At 63.4% G+C, this 19,634-nt stretch carries 14 protein-coding genes; 3 read left to right on the top strand and 11 right to left on the bottom strand.

Annotation, left to right across the window (positions count from 1 at the left end):
• Positions 1–40: 40 nt before the first annotated feature.
• On the bottom strand, positions 41–2,656 hold the full coding sequence (gene hpnN, locus UP10_RS00260; protein WP_044585455.1) for a hopanoid transporter HpnN: 2,616 nt from the start codon (positions 2,654–2,656) through the stop codon (positions 41–43).
• Positions 2,657–3,118: 462 nt separating this feature from the next.
• On the opposite strand from hpnN, the gene ispH reads away from it, so the two are divergent.
• On the top strand, positions 3,119–4,045 hold the full coding sequence (gene ispH / locus UP10_RS00255; RefSeq protein WP_044585454.1) for a 4-hydroxy-3-methylbut-2-enyl diphosphate reductase: 927 nt from the start codon (positions 3,119–3,121) through the stop codon (positions 4,043–4,045).
• A 41-nt stretch (positions 4,046–4,086) separates the two neighbouring features.
• Positions 4,087–5,247, top strand: coding sequence for an adenosyl-hopene transferase HpnH (gene hpnH / locus UP10_RS00250; protein ID WP_044537275.1), 1,161 nt, complete (start codon positions 4,087–4,089; stop codon positions 5,245–5,247).
• Between the two features lie 104 nt (positions 5,248–5,351).
• Here the strand turns inward: hpnH and UP10_RS00245 are convergent, their stop codons facing one another.
• The 6 genes from UP10_RS00245 to UP10_RS00220 form a co-directional block, all read right to left on the bottom strand.
• Complete coding sequence (locus tag UP10_RS00245; protein WP_044585453.1) at positions 5,352–6,086, bottom strand: phosphorylase; 735 nt, start codon at positions 6,084–6,086, stop codon at positions 5,352–5,354.
• On the bottom strand, positions 6,083–8,044 hold the full coding sequence (gene shc, locus UP10_RS00240) for a squalene--hopene cyclase (protein WP_044585452.1): 1,962 nt from the start codon (positions 8,042–8,044) through the stop codon (positions 6,083–6,085). The genes UP10_RS00245 and shc overlap by 4 nt, the downstream gene beginning before the upstream one ends.
• Before the next feature lie 66 nt (positions 8,045–8,110).
• Positions 8,111–9,361 (bottom strand): hydroxysqualene dehydroxylase HpnE, encoded by a 1,251-nt coding sequence (gene hpnE / locus UP10_RS00235; protein WP_044585451.1) that lies wholly within the window; start codon positions 9,359–9,361, stop codon positions 8,111–8,113.
• Complete coding sequence (hpnD, locus tag UP10_RS00230; RefSeq protein ID WP_044585450.1) at positions 9,361–10,197, bottom strand: presqualene diphosphate synthase HpnD; 837 nt, start codon at positions 10,195–10,197, stop codon at positions 9,361–9,363. The genes hpnE and hpnD overlap by 1 nt, the downstream gene beginning before the upstream one ends.
• The gene (gene hpnC, locus UP10_RS00225) at positions 10,194–11,072 is read right to left on the bottom strand and encodes a squalene synthase HpnC (protein ID WP_044585449.1); all 879 of its coding nucleotides are present in this window, start codon (positions 11,070–11,072) and stop codon (positions 10,194–10,196) included. The genes hpnD and hpnC overlap by 4 nt, the downstream gene beginning before the upstream one ends.
• Positions 11,073–11,265: 193 nt before the next feature.
• Positions 11,266–11,505 carry a cysteine rich repeat-containing protein gene (locus UP10_RS00220; RefSeq protein WP_044585448.1) on the bottom strand — a complete coding sequence of 80 codons (240 nt, stop codon included), beginning with the start codon at positions 11,503–11,505 and terminating at the stop codon, positions 11,266–11,268.
• Positions 11,506–11,904: 399 nt separating this feature from the next.
• Between UP10_RS00220 and UP10_RS00215 the strand changes: the two genes are divergently transcribed.
• Positions 11,905–12,408, top strand: a complete 504-nt coding sequence (locus UP10_RS00215; protein WP_044585447.1) for a hypothetical protein — start codon at positions 11,905–11,907, stop codon at positions 12,406–12,408.
• Positions 12,409–12,481: 73 nt separating this feature from the next.
• Here the strand turns inward: UP10_RS00215 and UP10_RS00210 are convergent, their stop codons facing one another.
• The 4 genes from UP10_RS00210 to UP10_RS00195 all read right to left on the bottom strand — a co-directional run.
• Positions 12,482–14,866: an efflux RND transporter permease subunit gene (locus UP10_RS00210; protein WP_044585446.1), complete on the bottom strand. Its 2,385-nt coding sequence runs from the start codon at positions 14,864–14,866 to the stop codon at positions 12,482–12,484.
• Positions 14,867–15,102: 236 nt separating this feature from the next.
• Entirely contained in the window at positions 15,103–16,689 is a 1,587-nt protein-coding gene (locus UP10_RS00205) for a B12-binding domain-containing radical SAM protein (RefSeq protein WP_044585445.1), read from the bottom strand.
• A 130-nt stretch (positions 16,690–16,819) separates the two neighbouring features.
• On the bottom strand, positions 16,820–18,187 hold the full coding sequence (locus UP10_RS00200) for an ethanolamine ammonia-lyase subunit EutB (RefSeq protein ID WP_044585444.1): 1,368 nt from the start codon (positions 18,185–18,187) through the stop codon (positions 16,820–16,822).
• A gap of 347 nt (positions 18,188–18,534) precedes the next feature.
• On the bottom strand, positions 18,535–19,634 hold a 1,100-nt coding region (locus tag UP10_RS00195; RefSeq protein ID WP_044585443.1), incomplete at its 5' end, for an IS4 family transposase.

Raw genomic sequence — 19,634 nt, 5'->3', positions numbered from 1 at the left:
CGTCAGGTGACGTCACCCCCGTCAGGTAACGTCCGTCCCGTCAGGTGACGTCGTCGCCGATCTGTGCGTCCTTGCCGACTTCGCGCGGCTTGCCCATCAGCGCGGGCTGGAACAGCAACACCGCCGCGAGCGTGGTGACGAGCGACAGCGCAAGCAGCTTGCCCATGCTCGCGGTGCCGGGATGACTTGACAGCCACAGGCTGCCGAACGCGGTCGCCGTCGTCAGCGCGCTGAAGAAGATCGCGCGCGTCAGGCTCGACTGCAGCAGGTTCGTCCTGCCCTGCCGCCATGCCGTGACATAATAAATCTTGAAGGCGACGCCGACGCCGAGCAGCAGCGGCAACGCGACGATGTTGGCGAAGTTGAGCGGCAGGCCGATCAGCACGCAGATTTCCAGCGTCACGATGCCCGCGACCAGCAGCGGAACCAGTGTCAGCAACACGTCGGTCACCTTCCGCAGCGCCAGCCACAACAGCACGCTGATCCCGACCAGCGCCAGGATGCCGGCATGGATGAACGCGTCCACGACGACATCGCCGGATTTCAGGATCGAGACCGGCCCGCCGATCGCGGTCGGCTCGGCGGCGAGCACGGCGTCGGCGAAGCGACGCAGATTGTCGTTGTCGTTCGGATCGCCCTTCGGCTCGGCCTGGACGCGCATCAGGCCGTCCTTCGTCTTCCATACCGCGACGAATTCCGGCGGCAGGGTCTGCAGCGTGATAGTTTGAGCCTGCAGCGTGCTCTTGAGCTGATCGAACACGATCTTCATCGGCGCGATAAAGATCTGCTGCGCCTTGTCGCGGGTCGTCTGATTCGAATCGGCGAGCTTCTGCAGGGCGTCGGCCAGCCGGCGCGCCGCAACAGCGCCCGGTCCCTGGCCGTCGCCTGCGGTCTTGCGCAAGCTGTCGACCGAGCTCTTCAGCGACTCGACGTTCTCCTGATCGGAGGGCGCAGCATCGACCGTATCAGGGCTGAGCGCGGGGTTGAGCGTCTTGGCCGCCTGCGCAATCAGCTTCAGCTTGGCCGGCTGGTCGTCGGGCACGAAACTGTCGAGCGACATCACGCGCGACACCTCCGGCAGCTTCTCGAGCTTCGCCTCGATTGCCTTGGCGTCCGCTTCCGAGGTCGTCATCACGTTGATGGCGTTGGCGCCGGTGTTCGGATCCTTCCTGAGATCGAGGAAGGTCGAGATCGATTCCACCTTCGCGCTGCGCAGATTGATCGGGTTGAAGTCGAACTTCATCCAGTGCAGCAACGGCAGGCCCGCGACCGCGATCAGAATCGTGCCGACGATGATCGGGATGCGGTGCTTTTCAAGGAAGTGATCGACGGGCGCGAGGAAGGCATAACCGACCGATTCCTTTTCGCCGGGCGGATTGAGCAGATCGAGCAGGGCCGGCAGCACCGTGATGCTGGTGATGAACGCGATCAGCATGCCGGCGCCGGCGATCTTGCCGAGCTCGGAGATGCCCCGGTAGTCGGTCGGCAGGAAGCAGAGGAAGCCGGCCGCGGTGGCCATAGCGGCGAGCGACAACGGCACCGCCGAACGTCGCGCCGCGTTCTCGAGCGCCAACGTCAGATTGTCGTTCTTGTACCGCTCGGAACGGTAGCGGACGCTGAACTGGATGCCGAAGTCGACGCCGAGGCCGATGAACAGCACCGCAAAGGCGATCGAGAGCAGGTTGAGCGATCCGACCATCATCAGGCCGACGGCCGTCGTGAGGGTAAGGCCGATGAACAGGTTCACGAACACGGCGAAGATGATCTTGGCGGAGTGCAGCGCCAGCCAGAGGATGACCAGCACGATCACCACGGTGCCGATGCCGTTCGTGATCGCGCCGTCCTGGACGGTGGCGTATTCCTCATTGGCGATCGGCACGGGTCCGGTCAGGCGGACGCGCGCATGGTACTCGGTCGGGAATTTCAGGTCGATCGCCGCCTGGCGGATCGCGTCGGTTGCGTCCTTGCCCGGCTCCAGCGCCGAATAGTCGATGATCGGCTTGATCTCGATGAAGGCGCGCTTGTCGGCATCGGTCAGCGGCGTATCGCTGGTGAGCTCGCGCCAGGAGAAGGTGGCGCTGCCCTTGGTCAGGATATCCTCGACCGTTCGAGCGATCAGGGTGAAGGGGGGCGCGGCATTGTCGAGCTTGACCTGCCCGCGCTTGACGCCGGCAAGGCCGGTTTCGAGCGCGCCGGTCAGGCCGCGAATCGAGGGATCGCCCGCCATGATCTCGATCAGGGGCGCGGCGGATTCGAGCTGGCCCGTGACCTTGCCGACCTCCCCGGTCGGCAGGAACAGCAGGCCGTTCTTGTCGAAAAACTCGCCGGAGCCGAGCGGCGTCACCGCCTCGAAATTCGTCTTGTCGGCCGACAGCTTCTCGGCCAGCGCCTTCGCCGCCGAACTGGTCAATTCAGGGGTCGCAGCCTCGACCACCGCCAGAATCAGCCGCTCGCGGTCAAAGGCCTCATCAAACTGGTTGTCGCGCTTGCGCCAGTCCAGATCGGGCGAGATCAGCTTGTTGATGTCGGTGTTGATGGAGAAGTTGCGGGCCGTATAAAAACCCGCCCCGACCGAAAGGATCAGAGCAAAAATGACGACAGGAAGGGCAAAGCGCGTACACGTCCTAACAACGGAGACGACAATATTTGTCAGCACTTCGTATCTTTCCAATCTCGGGGAAGCATGGCCGGAAACGCCCGCTCTCTAGCGGAGTTCCGGGGGCCGATCTAATGTTGTTTTGGTAACTTCCCTCGACGCGACGACGAGAGGCACCGAACAGCAGGAGCGGCCCGCGAGTGGACGGTATAAACCGCCTCAGGGGGCGAGAAAGTGACGAACAAGTGAGGGGGCAGACGGTCGCAGGGGGTTAATATGCTTACCATATTACCATAAACGACCACCCCACACGTGGTGCCTCTTATCGAGGCGCTTACTTTTTGACACAAACCCCTGTATTTCCACGCGCTTGGCATGTGGACCTGACGCGGGAACTGTCATGGTGCGGATATTGCAGCACACGCTGCGGATGTCCGGCCGGGTGGAGTTCGGCGCCAATGGGCCGCAGGGCATTGCAGGGGCATTGAATGAGACGGGTGCAATTTGCGTAACGGACGTTCCATGGAAGTTTTTCTTGCTCAGCCGCGCGGCTTTTGCGCGGGCGTCGTGCGTGCCATCGAGATCGTCGAGCGTGCGCTCGAAAAATACGGCCCGCCGGTCTATGTCCGCCACGAGATCGTTCACAACAAATACGTGGTCGAAAGCCTTAAGAAGAAGGGCGCGATCTTCGTCGAGGACCTCTCCGAAGTGCCGCCCAGGGCCGTCACCGTGTTCAGCGCCCATGGTGTGGCCAGGAGCGTCGAGGAAGAGGCCGCCGCCCGGGACCTGCCGGTGCTCAACGCCACCTGCCCGCTGGTCACCAAGGTCCACAACCAGGGCAAGCGCTACATCTCGAAGGGCCGCGCCCTGATCCTGATCGGGCATGCCGGCCACCCCGAGGTCGAGGGAACCATGGGTCAGGTTCCCGGGCCCGTCCTGCTGGTCCAGAGCGTGGCTGAGGTGGCGGAACTCACCCTTCCGACCGACACCCCGGTGGCCTATATCACCCAGACAACGTTGTCCGTGGATGACACCAAGGACATAATCGCAGCCCTTCAGGCCAGATTTACAGATATTCAAGGCCCGGACATCCGGGATATCTGCTATGCGACACAGAACCGACAATCTGCGGTAAGGGACCTGAGTAAACTGGTGGACGTCATATTGGTGGTGGGGGCCGCCAATAGTTCCAACTCAAACAGGCTTCGCGAAATCGGCACCGAAGTTGGCGTCGCGAGTTATCTCATTGCCGATGGCAGCGCGCTCAACCCCGATTGGCTGAAGGATGCGAAGGCCGTCGGCATCACGGCGGGAGCCTCGGCGCCCGAAGTTTTGGTCGACGATGTGATCGAGGCTTTGCGGCGCATCGGACCGGTTACGGTCTCGGTGCTTCCGGGACGGGAAGAGAACATCGAATTCCGGCTGCCAGCCGAACTGACTGCGGGCTGATCCGAACTCACTGACCTTAAGTGCAGAAAGAAAACCTCTCAATGGCTATACCGTTCTTCAAGGAAATGCGTATCGGCGGTTATCTGATCAAGCAGAAGCTGCTTGGCCGCAAGCGCTATCCGCTCGTGCTGATGCTTGAGCCGCTGTTCCGTTGCAACCTGGCCTGCGTCGGTTGCGGCAAGATCGACTATCCGGATGCGATCCTCAATCGCCGCATGTCCGCGCAGGAATGCTGGGACGCGGCCGACGAGTGCGGCGCGCCGATGGTGGCGATCCCCGGCGGCGAACCGCTGATCCACAAGGAGATCGGGGAGATCGTGCGCGGCCTCGTGGCCCGCAAGAAGTTCGTCTCGCTCTGCACCAACGCGCTGCTGCTCGAGAAGAAGCTCGATCTGTTCGAGCCGTCGCCCTATCTGTTCTTCTCGGTGCATCTCGACGGCCTGAAGGATCATCACGACAAGGCCGTGTCGCAGAAGGGCGTGTTCGACCGCGCCGTCTCCGCGATCAAGGCGGCGAAGGCTCGCGGCTTCACCGTCAACGTCAACGCCACGATCTTCGACGGCCACCCGGCCGAGGAGATCGCGAAGTTCTTGGACTTCACCACCGAGCTCGGCGTCGGTGTGTCGATGTCGCCGGGTTATGCTTATGAGCGTGCGCCCGACCAGGAGCACTTCCTCAACCGCACCAAGACCAAGAAGCTGTTCCGCGACGTCTTTGCGCTCGGCAAGGGCAAGAAGTGGAACTTCATGCATTCCGGCCTGTTCCTCGACTTCCTCGCCGGCAATCAGGAATATGAGTGCACGCCGTGGGGCATGCCGGCCCGCAACATCTTCGGCTGGCAGAAGCCCTGCTATCTGCTCGGTGAAGGCTACACCAAGACCTTCAAGGAGCTGATGGACACCACGGACTGGGAAACCTACGGCACCGGCAAGTACGAGAAGTGCGCGGACTGCATGGCGCATTGCGGCTACGAGCCGACCGCAGCCACCGCCGCACTGGCCAATCCGCTGAAGGCGATGTGGGTGGCGCTGCGCGGCGTCAGGACGACCGGACCGATGGCGCCCGAGATCGATCTCACCAAGCAGCGTCCGGCGCAGTATATCTTCTCGGCCGAGGTGCAGAAGCGCCTCTCGGATATTCGCCGCGACGAGGCCGCCGCTGCCGCGGCCAAGCAGCAGGCAAAAGCTTCCACCGCCGCCTAAAGCCGCACCGTCAGACATCCAAACAACAAAGGCCCGATCGCTATGCGATCGGGCCTTTTGCTTCGAACTCAGGATTTGGTGCCGAGCCCGCTTGGACGGGCGGCTCAGGCCTCCACCGGCACCAGAACGTCGCTTCCGAGCAGGAAGCCGCGGCAGCCGCGCAGCGAGCGCAGCGCGCGGTTGAAGTCGATCCCGGTCGACACCAGCGCCCGTACCGTCCGCGGATTGCGCACGATGCCGCGCAGCACCTTGCGCAGGTCGATATCGCCATTCGGTTTCAGCGCGGACTTGGCAAGCTCCGGCAGCGCCCGATGGGCGGGATCGCTGATCACGCGCAGCGCCGCGAACGGAATGCCCGCCTTGTCGGCATAGGCCGCTGCAATATGGCTCTCCATGTCGACCGCAGCCGCACCGGTGATCGAGCGCAGCGCGGCCTTGCAGGCCCTTGCCGCGACGACCTCCTCAACGCCAGCGAGCGCGCCGCGAACGATCCTGCGGCGCTTCAACGCGGCGCTGGCGATCATCTCCTCGTTCAGCGCGGACGCAGCCAGGAATCGCGCATCACCGGCCGTCACCTCGGTCGCGACCACGACGTCGCCCGATTTGAGCGCGGGATCGAGCCCGCCGGCGACGCCGAACGAGATCACGCCGCGAAATGTCGTAGGATCGAGCGTTGCCAGCAGCGCGCGCAGCTGCTGCGGGTCGCTGGAACTGCAGATGACGATCATGCCTGGGCCGGCCGCAATGCGGGCCTCCTGCACCAATCCCGTCACAATCAACACCGGCCGAGGGTCAATCGCATTGCCCACGGTCTCGGCGGCCCCCGCCCCCAACATCACATCCCGACCCCTACCACCCTGCTATTGGTGCTGCTCAAATTCCGATACCGCGCCAGCGCCCAGAGCGGAAAGAACTTCGAGTAGCCATGATATCGTAAGTAAAACACCCGCGGAAACCCCGTAGCGGTGTATCGCTGCTCGTCCCACAGCCCTTTTTCGGACTGTGTTGCCTTTAGGTACTCCACCCCCCGCGAAACTGCGGGGTTTCCGACCTCTCCGGCCGCCATCAATCCAAGCAAAGCCCATGCCGTTTGCGAAGAGGTCGATGGCGCGGTCTCATAACCCCTGTAATCCAGCCGGTAGCTGACGGCGTCCTCGCCCCAGCCGCCGTCCCGATTCTGGACTGACAGCAGCCACTCTACCGCTTTGCGGATCATCGGGTCGGTGTGATCGACCCCTGCGACATTTAGCGCAGAGAGCACCGACCAGGTGCCGTAGACGTAGTTCAGGCCCCAGCGGCCGTACCAGGAGCCCTCGGCGAGCTGGGTGCGGCGCAGATACGCGATACCGTCGGCCATCACCTTGCTGGTTGCGGCGGTCACCCCGAGCTGGCCCAGCATCGAAACGCAGCGCGCGGTCACGTCCTCGGTCGGCGGGTCGAGCAACGCGCCGTGGTCCGAGAACGGGATGTTGTTGAGGTAGTATTCGAGGTTGTTGGCGTCGAAGGCAGCCCAGCCGCCGTCGCGGCTCTGCAGCCCCTCGATCCATTCGCGGCCACGCGCGATCGCGACGTCGTATTCCTTGCTTCCGGTCTGACGCTGCGCGCGATCCATCGCCATGACGACCACGGCGGTGTCGTCGAGGTCGGGATAGTGGTCGTTGTTATACTGGAACGCCCAGCCGCCCGGACGGACGTTTGGCGCCTTGACCGCCCAATCGCCCTTCAGCTCGAGCACCTGGCGCGGCTTCAGCCAGTCGAGCCCCTCCTTCATCCTGGCGAAGGTCTCGTCGCCGCCCACTTCCTGCAGCGCGTGGCAGGTCAACGCGGTGTCCCACACCGGCGAAACGCAGGGCTGGCAATAGGCCTCGTGCTCGGCGATCACGAGCAGTTTGTCGAGACCGCGCCGTGTGACAGCACGCGGCGGATAGGTCTCGTCCTTGCCGAGCGCCTCATACATCATGACGATGTTGGCCATCGGCGGATAGATCGCGCCCATGCCGTCTTCGCCGTTCAGCCGTTCCTCGGTGAAGGCAAGCGCGGCGTCGATCGCGCGCTGGCGCATGCGCTTCGGAAACATCGGCTCGACCACGCGCAGCACGGCATCGAGCGAACGGAACAGATAGAACCAGCCCGCGCTCTGATGCGGCGCCTTCGGCGTCATGCCGATCGACTTCGGATCCTGCAGGAACAATTCGTCGATGCCGACGCCCTTCGGATTTTTCGCGCGCGGCTTCAGCGCGGCCAGCACCATCAGTGGAACGATGGTGGTGCGCGCCCAGTAGGAGATCTTGTTGATGTGGAACGGCGACCACATCGGCAGCAGCATGATCTCGATCGGCAACACCGGCACCGCACGCCAGGTCACGACGCCGTAGAGCGCAAGCATGAAGCGCGTGAAGACGTTGCTGCCCGCCGCGCCGCCGCGCGAACGGATCGCCTCGCGCGCCCGCACCATATGCGGCGCATCGACGGAATCGCCGATCATCTTCAGCGCGAAATAGGACTTCACGCTGGCGCTCATGTCGAACGGGCCGTCATGCACCAGCGGCCAGCCGCCATGGGCGCCCTGCACGCGGCGCAGATAATTGGCGATCTTGGCTTCGAGCGCGGCGTCAACCGGCTCGGCGAGATAGTGGCGCAGCAGGACATATTCGGCCGGGATCGTACTGTCGGCTTCGAGCTCGAACACCCAGTGACCGTCGGACTGGCGATAGCCCATCAGGGCTTCGGTCGCCCTTGAGATGCTCGTCTCCAGCGCGACGGGGTCGACTGTTACGCTGTGATCGCTCGAAAGCATTTCGCTCGAAATCCTCTTCATCGCTGGCCGGCTGACGAAAGCCACGGCCGCTTCAACAGGTCGAATCTAGCGTCTGGCCAGAACCAGATCGGCGGCGCGATCACCCGACCGCACCGATCCCTCGATGGTTGCCGGCAACCCGGTAGCAGTCCAGTCGCCGGCAAGGAACAGGTTTTTTTGCGCAGTCGCGGGCCCTGGACGCAAGGCATTCTGCTCCGGCGTGGCCTCGAATGTGGCGCGGCGCTCGCGCACAACTTGCCAGGGCGGCAATTCGCCCGAAACGCCTGATGCCTTGCAGACGTCCCGCCAGATCGCCTGCGCCAGCTCCTCGCGCGGCATATCGACCAGTCGGTCGCCATTGCTGATGGTCACCGACAGCCGCTGCGGGAACGCAAACAGCCACTCCACAAGGCCGCCGACGACGCCGAGAATCGGTGGAGCGTCGCGTGGCGGATCGACGCGGAAATGCGCATTGACGATGGCGCGGAACTTGGTCGGCGTCTTCAATCCCGGCAGCAGCGATGCAGCCGCGCGCGGCGGCACCGCGAGCACCACGGCATCGTCGGCCGATAGCGCGACCTTGTCGTCGCCGCCGAAATCGAGCTGCGCGACCCTGTCGCCGGACATCGTGAAGGCGCGCAGCTCGTGACCGAACTGGACGCTATTGCCGCCGTCCTGCAACTGCTTCACAGCCGGCTCGATCAGGACCGAACTCAGGCCGTCACGCGCGATCAGGGGGCGGCAAGCCTGCCCGCCCGCCAGCAGCGTCTCGCGCACGATGGCGCCGGCAAGCCCGGCCGATCCTTCGGGGGGATCGACGTTGAGTGCGGCAAGCAACAGCGGTTGCACCAGGCGATCGTACAGCGTGCCCTCGCAGGGGATCGTCTTGCCCACGAGCGCGTCGGTGCTGGCCCAGGCCAGCGGCGCCAATGCGAGATAATCGCGCAAGCCCGTATCAGGGACGCGGCGCGCCTCGTCGAACACCCAGAGCGGCAGGCGGGAGTCGCCGAGATCGAGCTGCCAGCGCTGGCCGCTCTTGAGGTCGACGAACGGAAACTGCGCGCGCTTCGGCCCCATCAGGCCGGCCTCGGTGCCGATCGAACGCGCGTAGCTCACCGCATGGCGGTTGCCCGACAGCAGGAGATGGTTGCCGTTGTCGATCGTGAGATTGGTGGCAGCGTCGAAATAGGAGCGGCAGCGGCCGCCGGCCTGCTGCGTCGCCTCGTGGACGCACACCTTGTAATTGGCGTTGGCGAGCCGCACGGCCGCTGAAAGGCCGGAAATGCCGGCGCCGATGATATGAACGGTTTTTTGCATCAGATGATCGCGTAACGAAGCAGGATGCCGATCTTGGCCGCCTTGGACACACGCACCGGCTCGCGCGGGGCGGCAAAGCCACGTGCGATCAGGAGATCGAGGATCGCGTGGTAGTATTTCGACATGATCCGCGGCGCGCGGACCGCGCGGCGCGAATTGCGTTTCATGATCTCGTCGGATTTCTGGAAGTGCATCTTGGCGCGCTCGGCGAGCGGCGCGCACACCTTCGGCAGCGCGCGGTCGGCGGTGACGCGGGCCGGATCGTCGTTGGTGATGCCGGCGTGCCACAGCCATTCGCGCGGCAGATAGAGGCGGCCGAGGCCGGCGTCCTCGTCGATGTCGCGCAGGATGTTGGTGAGCTGAAGCGCGCGGCCGAGGTGATGGGCGAGTTCGACGCCGTCGTCCTCGGGCAGGCCGAACACGCGCACCGACAGCCGGCCGACAGCGCTGGCGACGCGATCGCAGTAGAGATCGAGCGTCGCAAGGTCCGGCGCGCGGATGTCCTGCGGCACGTCCATCTCCATGCCATCGACGATCGCAAGAAAGTCTTCGCGCTTGAGCCCGAAGGCCTTCACCGAGGCGACGTAGTCCTTGAGGCGATCGGGCGGATGGCCCTGATAGAGCGCGTCGATGTCCTCGCGCCACTGCTGGAGCGCGGCCAGACGCTCCGGCCGCGGACCGTCGGAGTCGGCGATGTCGTCGACCTGCCGGCAGAAGCTGTAAATCTGGAACATGGCCTCGCGCTGCGCGCGCGGCAGGACGCGCATCGCGGCATAGAACGAGCTGCCGGACGCGGTGCTGCCGTAGTTTGCGCTGGCCGCCGCCTCAACGCTCATGCGCCGGCCGCCGTCTTGGAGACCGAACGCCGCCCGATGGCGCGGCGGGCGGTCTCGCCAGCCATGCCGCCGAGGCTCTGCAGCATCAGCTCGACCGGGCTCAAATGAACGCGTTCGCTGAGCGGATCGCGCACCTTCAGCATGTTGACGATCTTGTCGGCAAAGGCCTGGATTATCGAGATCTCGAGCCCGAGCCTGAAATCCTTCACCTCGGCGGCAAGCGACTTGCTCTCGTCGAGCAACGCCTCGGTGCGCACCGCGAGCGCCTGCAGGCACTTGAGCAATTGCGGTGGCGACTTCGCCTCGCCGAGCATCTCGACGGTCGCGCCCGATGCGGCCAGCGCGTCCCGCGGCAGGTAGATGCGGTTCAGATTTTTGTAGTCCTTGGCGCAGTCCTGCAAATGGTTGTTGATCTGCAGGCCGGCACAGAGCGCGTCGGACGCGGCCCAGGTCGAGGTGCTCTCGCCGTGCACGTCGAGCATGAAGCGGCCGACCGGCATCGCCGAGTAGCGGCAATAGTCGATCACGTCGTCCCAGGTCTCGTAGCGCAGCTTGGTGACGTCCAGGCGGAACGCCACCAGCACGTCGCGTGCATGCCGCGGCGGCATGGCGCGCTCGGCGAAGGCGCGGCGCAAATTGACGGCTTCCTTCTGGGTCTCGCCGTTGCCGAGAAGCTCGGCCTCCATCAGGTCGAGATAGCGCAGCTTCTCCTCGGCGGGCAGCGTGGCGTGATCGGCAATGTCGTCGGCAGTGCGGACGAAATTATAGAAGGCCAGGATCAGGGCTCGATGCCGTGGATGAATGATCCACGACGCGACCGGGAAATTCTCGTCGCGGTGGGTCTTTCCGGATCGCAGGTCGCTCGCGGTGGTCATTGGAAATTTGGGCTACACGGGTCATGGCAAGGCAGGCGCGAATGGTCAGCGCATGCCGGGGATTGCGAGCCCCATATAGGGGAATACGCTGCCAAAACCAATGCTATCTGTGACCGTCGGCATACCCATCCTATGGCCGGCACGGATGCCAGCCGCAGGCTTCGCGGCGGTCTCTTGAGGGCTGAACGCGGCCTTACTGACCGTGGGTCTTCAGCACGGCGTCGCAGGCGGCGCTGATCTTGGTGCGGTTCTGCTGCAGGCAGGCAAGAATGGTGAAGTCGCCCTGATCGATCACGGCGCGGCAGTGCTTCTGCACGTCGCGCGTGCAGGCCTTCTGCTCATCCGGCGTGCCGCCGCGCACCGGCTCTTGGGCGAAGGCGGCAGATGAAAGCGGGATCGACAAAAGGGCAACAGCCAGGAAAAATTTACGCATCGTATTCCTTCATTTCCGACAGCAGAAAATCCGTCCCCGAAAGCGCTTCGGCATGGCCGGGACGGATTTGCAGGGAGGACGCCGCGTGACGCAGCAACGAATTGACAACAAGCACCGCTAAATGCGGCTAAATTTGCGACGCTGTAAACCCTTGCATAAACCATTGATTTTCATTAGTTATTCTTACACCTCTTTTGCCATCGCGCGGCGATCTCGGACAACGCCGCACCAGGGAGAGAGGTCATGGCACCGGAAGTTTTGATTCCGTCCGGCGATGTGACGGCCTCATGCGCGGCCATGCCTGTCATTTGAACCTAACATTCTGCGGTGACACTAAATCTTCGATGCGGCGCGGCGTTTCTTGCAAAAGAAGCACTGATTTCAACGGGAATATTCACAATGACACTGTTTGGTTCCAGCCTTTCCGGTCAGGCCCTCAGGGCTGCTGGCGTCGGCACAGCACTCCTGCTGTCGGTCTCCGCAGGCCACGCGCAATCCAGCGGGCCTTTCGCCGGCTTTGACGGCTCATGGACCGGCTCTGGCACGGTTTCGTTGTCCGACGGCACCACCGAGCACATCAGGTGCAAGGCTAGCTACAAGGTCGCCGCAACGGGCATGAACCTGAAGCAGAGCCTGAATTGCGCCAGCGACAGCTACAAGTTCGACCTCTCCAGCGACGTCACCAGCCAGGGCGATCGCATCTCCGGCAACTGGAGCGAGAAGAGCCGCAACATTTTCGGCAATTTGCAGGGCACCGCTGGCGGCGGACGGATCGACGTGTTCGTCGAGGCGTCGGGCTTTGCCGCGAACCTGAACCTGCAGACCAACGGCTCCAAGCAGGTCGTGCAGATCGACTCCAAGGGCGAGATCCGAGGCGTCACGATCACGATGACGAAGAGCTAAAGGCGCTCGGCGCTTCGCCCGAGAATTTCTTAAGGGGCCCGGTTCCGATTAATCGGAACCGGGCCCTTTGTCGTCAAGTCTTCTCTGTCGGCTGCGGTTGTCCGGCCGTGCCGCGGATCTTCTGCGACAGGTTGATCAGGAACATCGAGGTCGGCCGCAGGATGAATAGGTCCGCGACCAGGGCTGCGACCATCGAGAACGCACTGAGCCAGCCGAACAGGCGCAGCGACGGCAGGTCCGAGAACACCGTCACGATCAGGCCGCAAGCCAGCACCACCGTGGTCAGGATCAGCGCCGGGCCGACCAGCACGGTGGCGCGCTCCACGGCGAGATCGGCACTGACGCCCGGCTTCCGCTCCAGTCGTAGCCGGTTGAGGAAGTGGATGGTGGCGCTGAGACCGAGGCCGAACGACACCGTGAGCGCCACCACGCTGGCGAATTGCAACCCCTCTCCGAGCGCGTACAGCACGGTGCCCGACAGCACCACCGGGAAGATGCCGGGCAGGATGCAGGAGAACAGCACCACGACCGAGCGGAACGCGAGCCCGATGAAGACCGCGACCAGCAGGAATTCGATGGTGAGGCCGTGGTTGAGCTTCTCGATCATGTTGGCGCTGTTGCGCGCGGCGATCACCGACAGGCCGGTGACTGCGATCTCGTAACCGGGATGCTCGGCACGCACCTTGTCCAGCGAGTTATCGAGTTTGTTCACCACCGGAAGCAGTTGGCTCGAGTCCAGATCCGGCACCCGACCCGACACCACGACCGCATTCTGATCCGCCGAGATGAAGCGGCGCACCAGATGCTCGGGAATCACGCTGACATATTCCTTCAGCGTCGCGACATCGTTGCTGCCGGCCTTTTCGGCGAGCCAGCGCCGCAAGGTTTCCAGCGACCAGACGTTGCCGACGCCGGCACTGTCCTCGACCATCGCATGGACGTCGGCGATGGTCTTCAGGGTCTCCGGCGAATAGAGCGATTGGCCCTTGGGGAATTCGATCAGCACGTCGACCGGGTTGGCGCCGGTCAGCTTGGCGTCGAGCCGGCTCGATGCCGCCACCGCCTGCCGCTTGTCGGGAACTTGGTCGGCAAGCCGGTAGCGCGGCTGCAGATTGGCATAGACGACGCCGAGGCTGCCGACGACGATCAGCGCGATCAGGCTGAACAGCCCGGGACGCCCGACCATCCGCACCGCGATCCAGTAGCAGAAATTGCGCAGCGCCTGCACGCCGGCATCCGCCCCCTGGAACTTGACCGCGAACATCTTCTCGTTGCGCACCAGCAGAATGCCGAACACCGGCACCAGCGACAACACCGCGACCAGCGCGATGATGGTGGCCGCAAGCCCGGCCTCGCCGAACTTGCGGATCAGGTCGGAATCCGAGAATTGCAGCGCGATGAACGAAATTCCGGCCGTGCCGTGGGTCAGCACGCAGGCCGGGCCGACCACCAGCACCGCGTTCTTGAACGCGGTGAACTTGTCCTGCCCGGCAATCAGCCGGTCGCGCGCCGCAAACGTCAGCTGCATCGAGTCGGAGAAGCTGATCACCATGATGAGCGGGGTCATCACGTTGAGGAACATGTTGAGATTGAAATTCGCCCAGCCGAGGACGCCGAGCGCCAGCAGGATCGCGATCATCGGCGGGAACGCCGCCGCCACCATGAACGACACCTTGCGGAAGAAGATGATGGCGATGATGCATCCGGCGAGGATGCCGAGGACGTTGTAGGTAATCCCGTCACGCTCGACTGCGTTGCGGATCTCGAGCTGCATCACCGGCACGCCGGAGAGCTGGGCATTGAGCCCGCTGCCGCCGAGGTCGTCGGCCATGATCTTCCTCATGTCGGCGACGACCTTGGTGAGCTTGTTGCTGGCGACCACCTCGGGCTCGAGCGACAGCACGACCAGCGCGAGCGTGCCGTCTTCCGACAACAGCTTGCCGCGGATGATCTCGTTGCTTTTGATTGTCTCGGCGAACTTGTCGTAGGCCGCGCCTGTCGGGAGTTCGTTCGGGAACAGCGCCGCCGGCAGCTTGCCGGGCTCAGGCGCCTGGCGCGCCGAGAACAGCGACACCACGCCGCGCACGCCCTCGACGAGTTGCACGTCGGTCACCATGTCGCGCAGCTTCTCGAGATTCTCGCGGGCAAGCAGCGTCTTGCCCTCGACCACGATCAGGACGTCGAACTCGGTCGCGGGGAAGCGCTTGGTGACCGCCTCGTACTGCTTGTAGTCCTTGGAATTGGAACGGAACAGCTGCGACAGCGAGTCGTCGATCTTGATCCGATGGATGCCGAACAGGGCACCGATCATCAACAGGACGAGGACGACGCAGGACAGGATCGGCGCCCGCATCGGGATCAGGCCGAGGCGCTCGATTCCGAACGCGATGCTGGTCCCCGTCCGGGGCTCTTCGACCTGCTCGACGTGGACCTGACTTTCGGAGTTCTTTTCGAGCATGCCCTGTCCAGTTCTGAAACGGCGCAATCTAGCTAGCTTGGGTTCCGGGCGCGAATGAGGCTCGTCAGAACGTCTGATCGGCGCTAGTCCTTGAAATCACGCGGGGTTTTACAGGCCCGGCCCCTTGCTCGCAAGCGCGAGCACCATGCCAAATCAGCGCGGACCTGACGAAAGCCATCGGTAAGTATCTGATTTGTCACACCTCGGTGGCGCGGGAGGCGGCCAATGTCATGCGGTCATTCGGCGGGGACGGACGCCTCGCGCAGCCGGATCGAATAATTCGACGCGTTCTGCCGGCCAGAGGAGGCCGCGCGCGCGAACGTAATCAGATGATGCGCCACCATCGTTGCCGAGATCAGGCCCTCGATGTCACCGCGCTTGATCCGCCCCAGCGCGAACTTCCAGAACACGCGCCTGTAACTGCCGAGCACGCCGACCTTCCAGAAGATGTTGCGCAGCATGATCAGGCCGCGCCGGATGTTGGCCCAGGTCTTCAGCTCCGGGCTGACCGGCACCTTGAGGCGGTTGGCATAGGTATAGTCGCATTGATACTGGTAGCGCTCAAACAGCTTCTCCGGCTGGTAGGCGACTTCCATGCATTTGCGCCAGGAACTGACCACGTCATCATAGGGCAGCAGGAACTTGACGTTGGAATCGCGGCCGTCGTCGTCGACCAGCCGTCCTGCCTTTTCGAGGCGATCCCACAGCGGCGTCTTCGGCAACGCCTGCAGCAGGTTGATGGTCAGGAGCGGAATGCGGGACTCGTCGACGAAAGAGAGCAGCGCCTTGCCGGTCTCGGGCTTGTCGGTGTCGAGCCCCATGATGATGCCGGAGACGACCTCCATCCCGTAGGAATTGATGGTGTGCACGCCTTCCAGGATCGGGACCATCATGTTCTGGTCCTTGTGCATCGCCTTCAGCGCTTCGGGATCAGGGGTCTCGATGCCGACGAAGATGGTGACGAAGAAAGCTTCGCGCATCTTCTCCAGGATCTCGGTGCGCTTGGCGATGTTGAGCGTCGCCTCGCAGGCGAGCCGCGTCACATAGCCGGTCCGTTTCTGCCACTCGATCAGATGGGGCAGCAAATCGACGGCCGCCTTGCGGTTGCCGATAAAATTATCGTCGACGAAGTAGACCGAGTCGGTCATGCCGCATTCGCGCAGCTTGTCGAGCTCGGCAATGATCTGCTGCGGCGATTTCAGCCGCGGATTGCGGCCATAGAGCCCGGGGATGTCGCAGAACTCGCACTGGTAGGGGCAGCCCGAGGAGAACTGGATGCTGCCGAGAAAGTACTTCTTGATTTCGGCGAGTTCATAGGCCGGCAGCGGGAACTCGGTCATCGGCAGGCGATCGAGGGTCTTCAGCACCACCTGCTCGTCCGGACGCCCGGTATCCTCTGCCAGACGCTTGATCAGCTCGTTGGTGGCGTCGCCGAGTTCGCCGACATGGAGGTAGTCGAATGAGGGGTAGTAATCCGGGCAGGCGCTGACCGAGGGACCGCCGATCGCGACCGGCAGGCCGTGGTCATGCGCGCGGTGGCAGATATCGTTCATGTGCTGGCGCTGGATGTGCATGCCGCTGACGAACACGGCATCCGCCCACTCGAAATCGTTCTCGGTCGCCGGACGCAGGTTCTCGTCGATGAAGCGGACCGGCCAGTTCTCGGGCAGATAGGCTGCGATCAGCAGCAGCCCCTGCGGGGGCATAAATGCCTTGACGCCGTCGGTGAGGGGGTAGGCATACTCAAAGGTGCCAAAGGCCGACGTATAGCGCGGGAAGACGCAGAGAATATGCCGTACCGTCTCAACGCGCTCGGCTCTCATCAAATACCCTCAAGCGAAGCAACACCGAATTTAACCACGCCATTGAACGCTGGACCAGAAATTCTTCAACATTGTGGCGTCGGCTAACGCCGTAGTGCCGCGATAGTTGCCCAAAAACTCTCTTCTCGCCTCAGGCCTGCAGCCTGGACGCAAATTCGGGCAGCAGGCCTGCATTCGCGGCAAGGCGGAAATCCTGCCCGGTAAGGCCTGCACGCGTCAGCCAATCGTCGAATTCGGGTGCCCGCTTCAGGCCGAACAGGTCGCGGGCATAGAGTGTGTCGCGCGAGGTCGACTGGCGGTTCGACATCACGTCGTCGGCGCCCGGGACCCCCGTCATGAAGGTCACGCCTGCGGCCGCCAGCAACGTGACGAGGTTGTCCATGTCATCCCGATCGGCCCCGGCATGAGTGGTGCAGACCTCGACGCCGAGCGGCAGGCCAAGCACCTTGCCGCAGAAGTGATCCTCGAGCCCGGCGCGGATGATCTCCTTGCCGTCGGCGAGATAGTCGGGACCGATGACGCTGTTGACGAGCAGTGGATCGAACGCCCGCGCCACCGCATAGGCACGCGCCTCGCAGGTCTGCTGATCGACCTGGTGATGGGCATTGGCCGCCAGCGCCGAGCCCTGCCCGGTCCCGAAATACATCAGCTGATCGCCGACCGTGCCGCGGCGGAGCGACAGCGCGGCCTCGCGCGCTTCCCTCAGGATCGAGAGGTCGACACCGAGGCTGCGGTTCGCCGCCTCGGTCCCAGCGATCGACTGGAACACGAGGTCGACCGGCAGCCCCTGCCCGATCAGGCCGAGCGTGGTCGTGACATGCGTGAGCACGCAAGCCTGTGTCGGAATCTCCAGCCGCGTGATGACGTCGTCGAGCGTTCGCAACAGCGGCCCGATCATTTGGGGGTCGTCGCTCGCGGGGTTGACGCTGATGCACGCGTCGCCAGATCCGAGTACGAGCCCGTCGAGGATCGAGGCGACGATGCCGCGCGCGTCGTCGAGCGGACGGTCGGGCTGCAGCCGTGCGCTGATCCGCCCGGGCAGGCCGATGGTGTTGCGGAAGCGGGTCGTTACCTCGCACTTCCTTGCAACCACGATCAGGTCCTGGTTGCGCATCAGCTTCGACACCGCCGCGACCATTTCCGGCGTCACGCCGCGCGAGATCTTCCTTAAAGTACCGCCGGTGGCGGCATCCGACAGCAGCCAATCGCGGAACCCGCCAACGGTGAGCGACGACATCGGCACAAATCCGGAGACATCGTGACTGTCGAGGATCAGGCGGGTGATCTCGTCGTCCTCGTAAGGGATCACCGGCTCATTGAGGAACTGCCTGAGCGGAACGTCGGCAAGCGCGAGCCGCGCCGCGATCATCCGCTCGGCGCTGTCGGCCGCGATGCCGGCCAGGCGGTCGCCGGAACGCGACGGCGTCGCCTTGGCTAGCAGCTCGCGCAGGCCAGCGAAGAGGTAAGCGGTGGAGTTGATGGTGTGACGGTAAACCATGGCAATTCGGACCTAGTTGATGCAGGTCGGGATCAACGTGGCGAATGTTTTCGAAAGCAATGCTATCCGCGTTAGCACGTCAAGAGTTGACGAAATATCGGAGAGATGCACGACACGAGTTCCGTATGCGTTCACCCGACCAGATTCGGAATGATGGAGGCAAAGAGTTGGATTTACTTCGTAAATGACTAAAGTTGCAGCTGCGAGAAACTCGTGGATTAAGGAATCGTCCACCACGATTCGGCATAGGTTTTACGCGACCGAAGGCCTGCGGCGGACGGGGACGCAGGTAAGAGTCTGTTTCGATCATCAAACAGGTGTCGTCGCCCGGCTTGTCCCTACGAGATTCACACATCTGCTCGGAGTTTCCAGCCGCGAAGCATGGCCTTGAGAGCTTGCAGCCCTTGCATCATTACGATTGGTCCTGGTTTGCCGTAGTAACCGGTCCATCCACCAAGTCGCGCGCACACCCAACTGGCATACGCGAGCGATCCTTTGGGATGAGGGTTCTTCTGTTTCTCGGTCTTGCCTTCGAGGCTTTGGCAAATCGCCTCCAGCGCGGGCTGGTCCTCGGGGTCGAGCGCATCGTGCAACGGCCGCCCAGCCGTACCATCGCGCTCGCGCACCATTTGCAGCACTTGGATGGCGGCGATCAGCGTCGCGGTGGTCAGGTTCTCGAACGGCCCATCCTCAGCGATACGCACCGCCTCGATATCGAAGCCCTTGGTTTTCATCACTCGGAACACCTGCTCGATGGTCCAACGCTGACGGTAGAAGTGCGTGATCTGGAGCGCATCCGCGAGCGTGGCCACCTTATGCGTTGTCAGCAACCGCCAATGCACCGGCGTTATGCCATCCGGCGGATCAACTTCACGCGCTTCGACCAAAGTGAGCGTGACCGTCTTCGGCAGTTTTGCCGCTTCGGCGGGATGGTTGCGTTTCGGCCGCTTCAGGATGATCTCACGTGCGCGCAGCGCCAGCACCGCCTGACGGGCAGGCCGGCCCGGATTGGCCGGCAGATCAATCGTCTCGCGGCCCAGTTCAGCGACACCTTCCATGCAGTTATAGAGCGTGCCCCCACCTTCCAGCACGCGATCATGATGAGCGCGGATCAGCAGCTCGGTCTCAGTGGGACGGCAGGCGAATTCCTCGTAGATATCTCCTTCCCGGTCGGCCACGACGGTGACGCAGGCAGCTCCAGAGGTGACCAAGCTGGCCGCTGTATTTGTCGCGTCGAGCCAACGGCTGCTCTCCTTTTCAGCGAAAGGCCGCTTCTTACAGAGGTGCTTCTTGCCGCCAACGTGATTGAGGAACACCGCATCCACAAGTCCGAGCAAGCCGCCATCGTGGGCGTCTACCGCAATCATTGGATGCAGGTTCAAACTGCGCTGCTTACCATCGTCGCGCAGGGTCGTCGTATCCTGGATCGCGAGGATATGACGCTCCT

This window comes from Bradyrhizobium sp. LTSPM299, assembly GCF_000938235.1.
Classification (GTDB): Bacteria; Pseudomonadota; Alphaproteobacteria; order Rhizobiales; family Xanthobacteraceae; genus Bradyrhizobium.
Note: the sequence above shows the minus strand (reverse complement) of the source record. Positions and strands in the feature narration are given on the sequence as shown.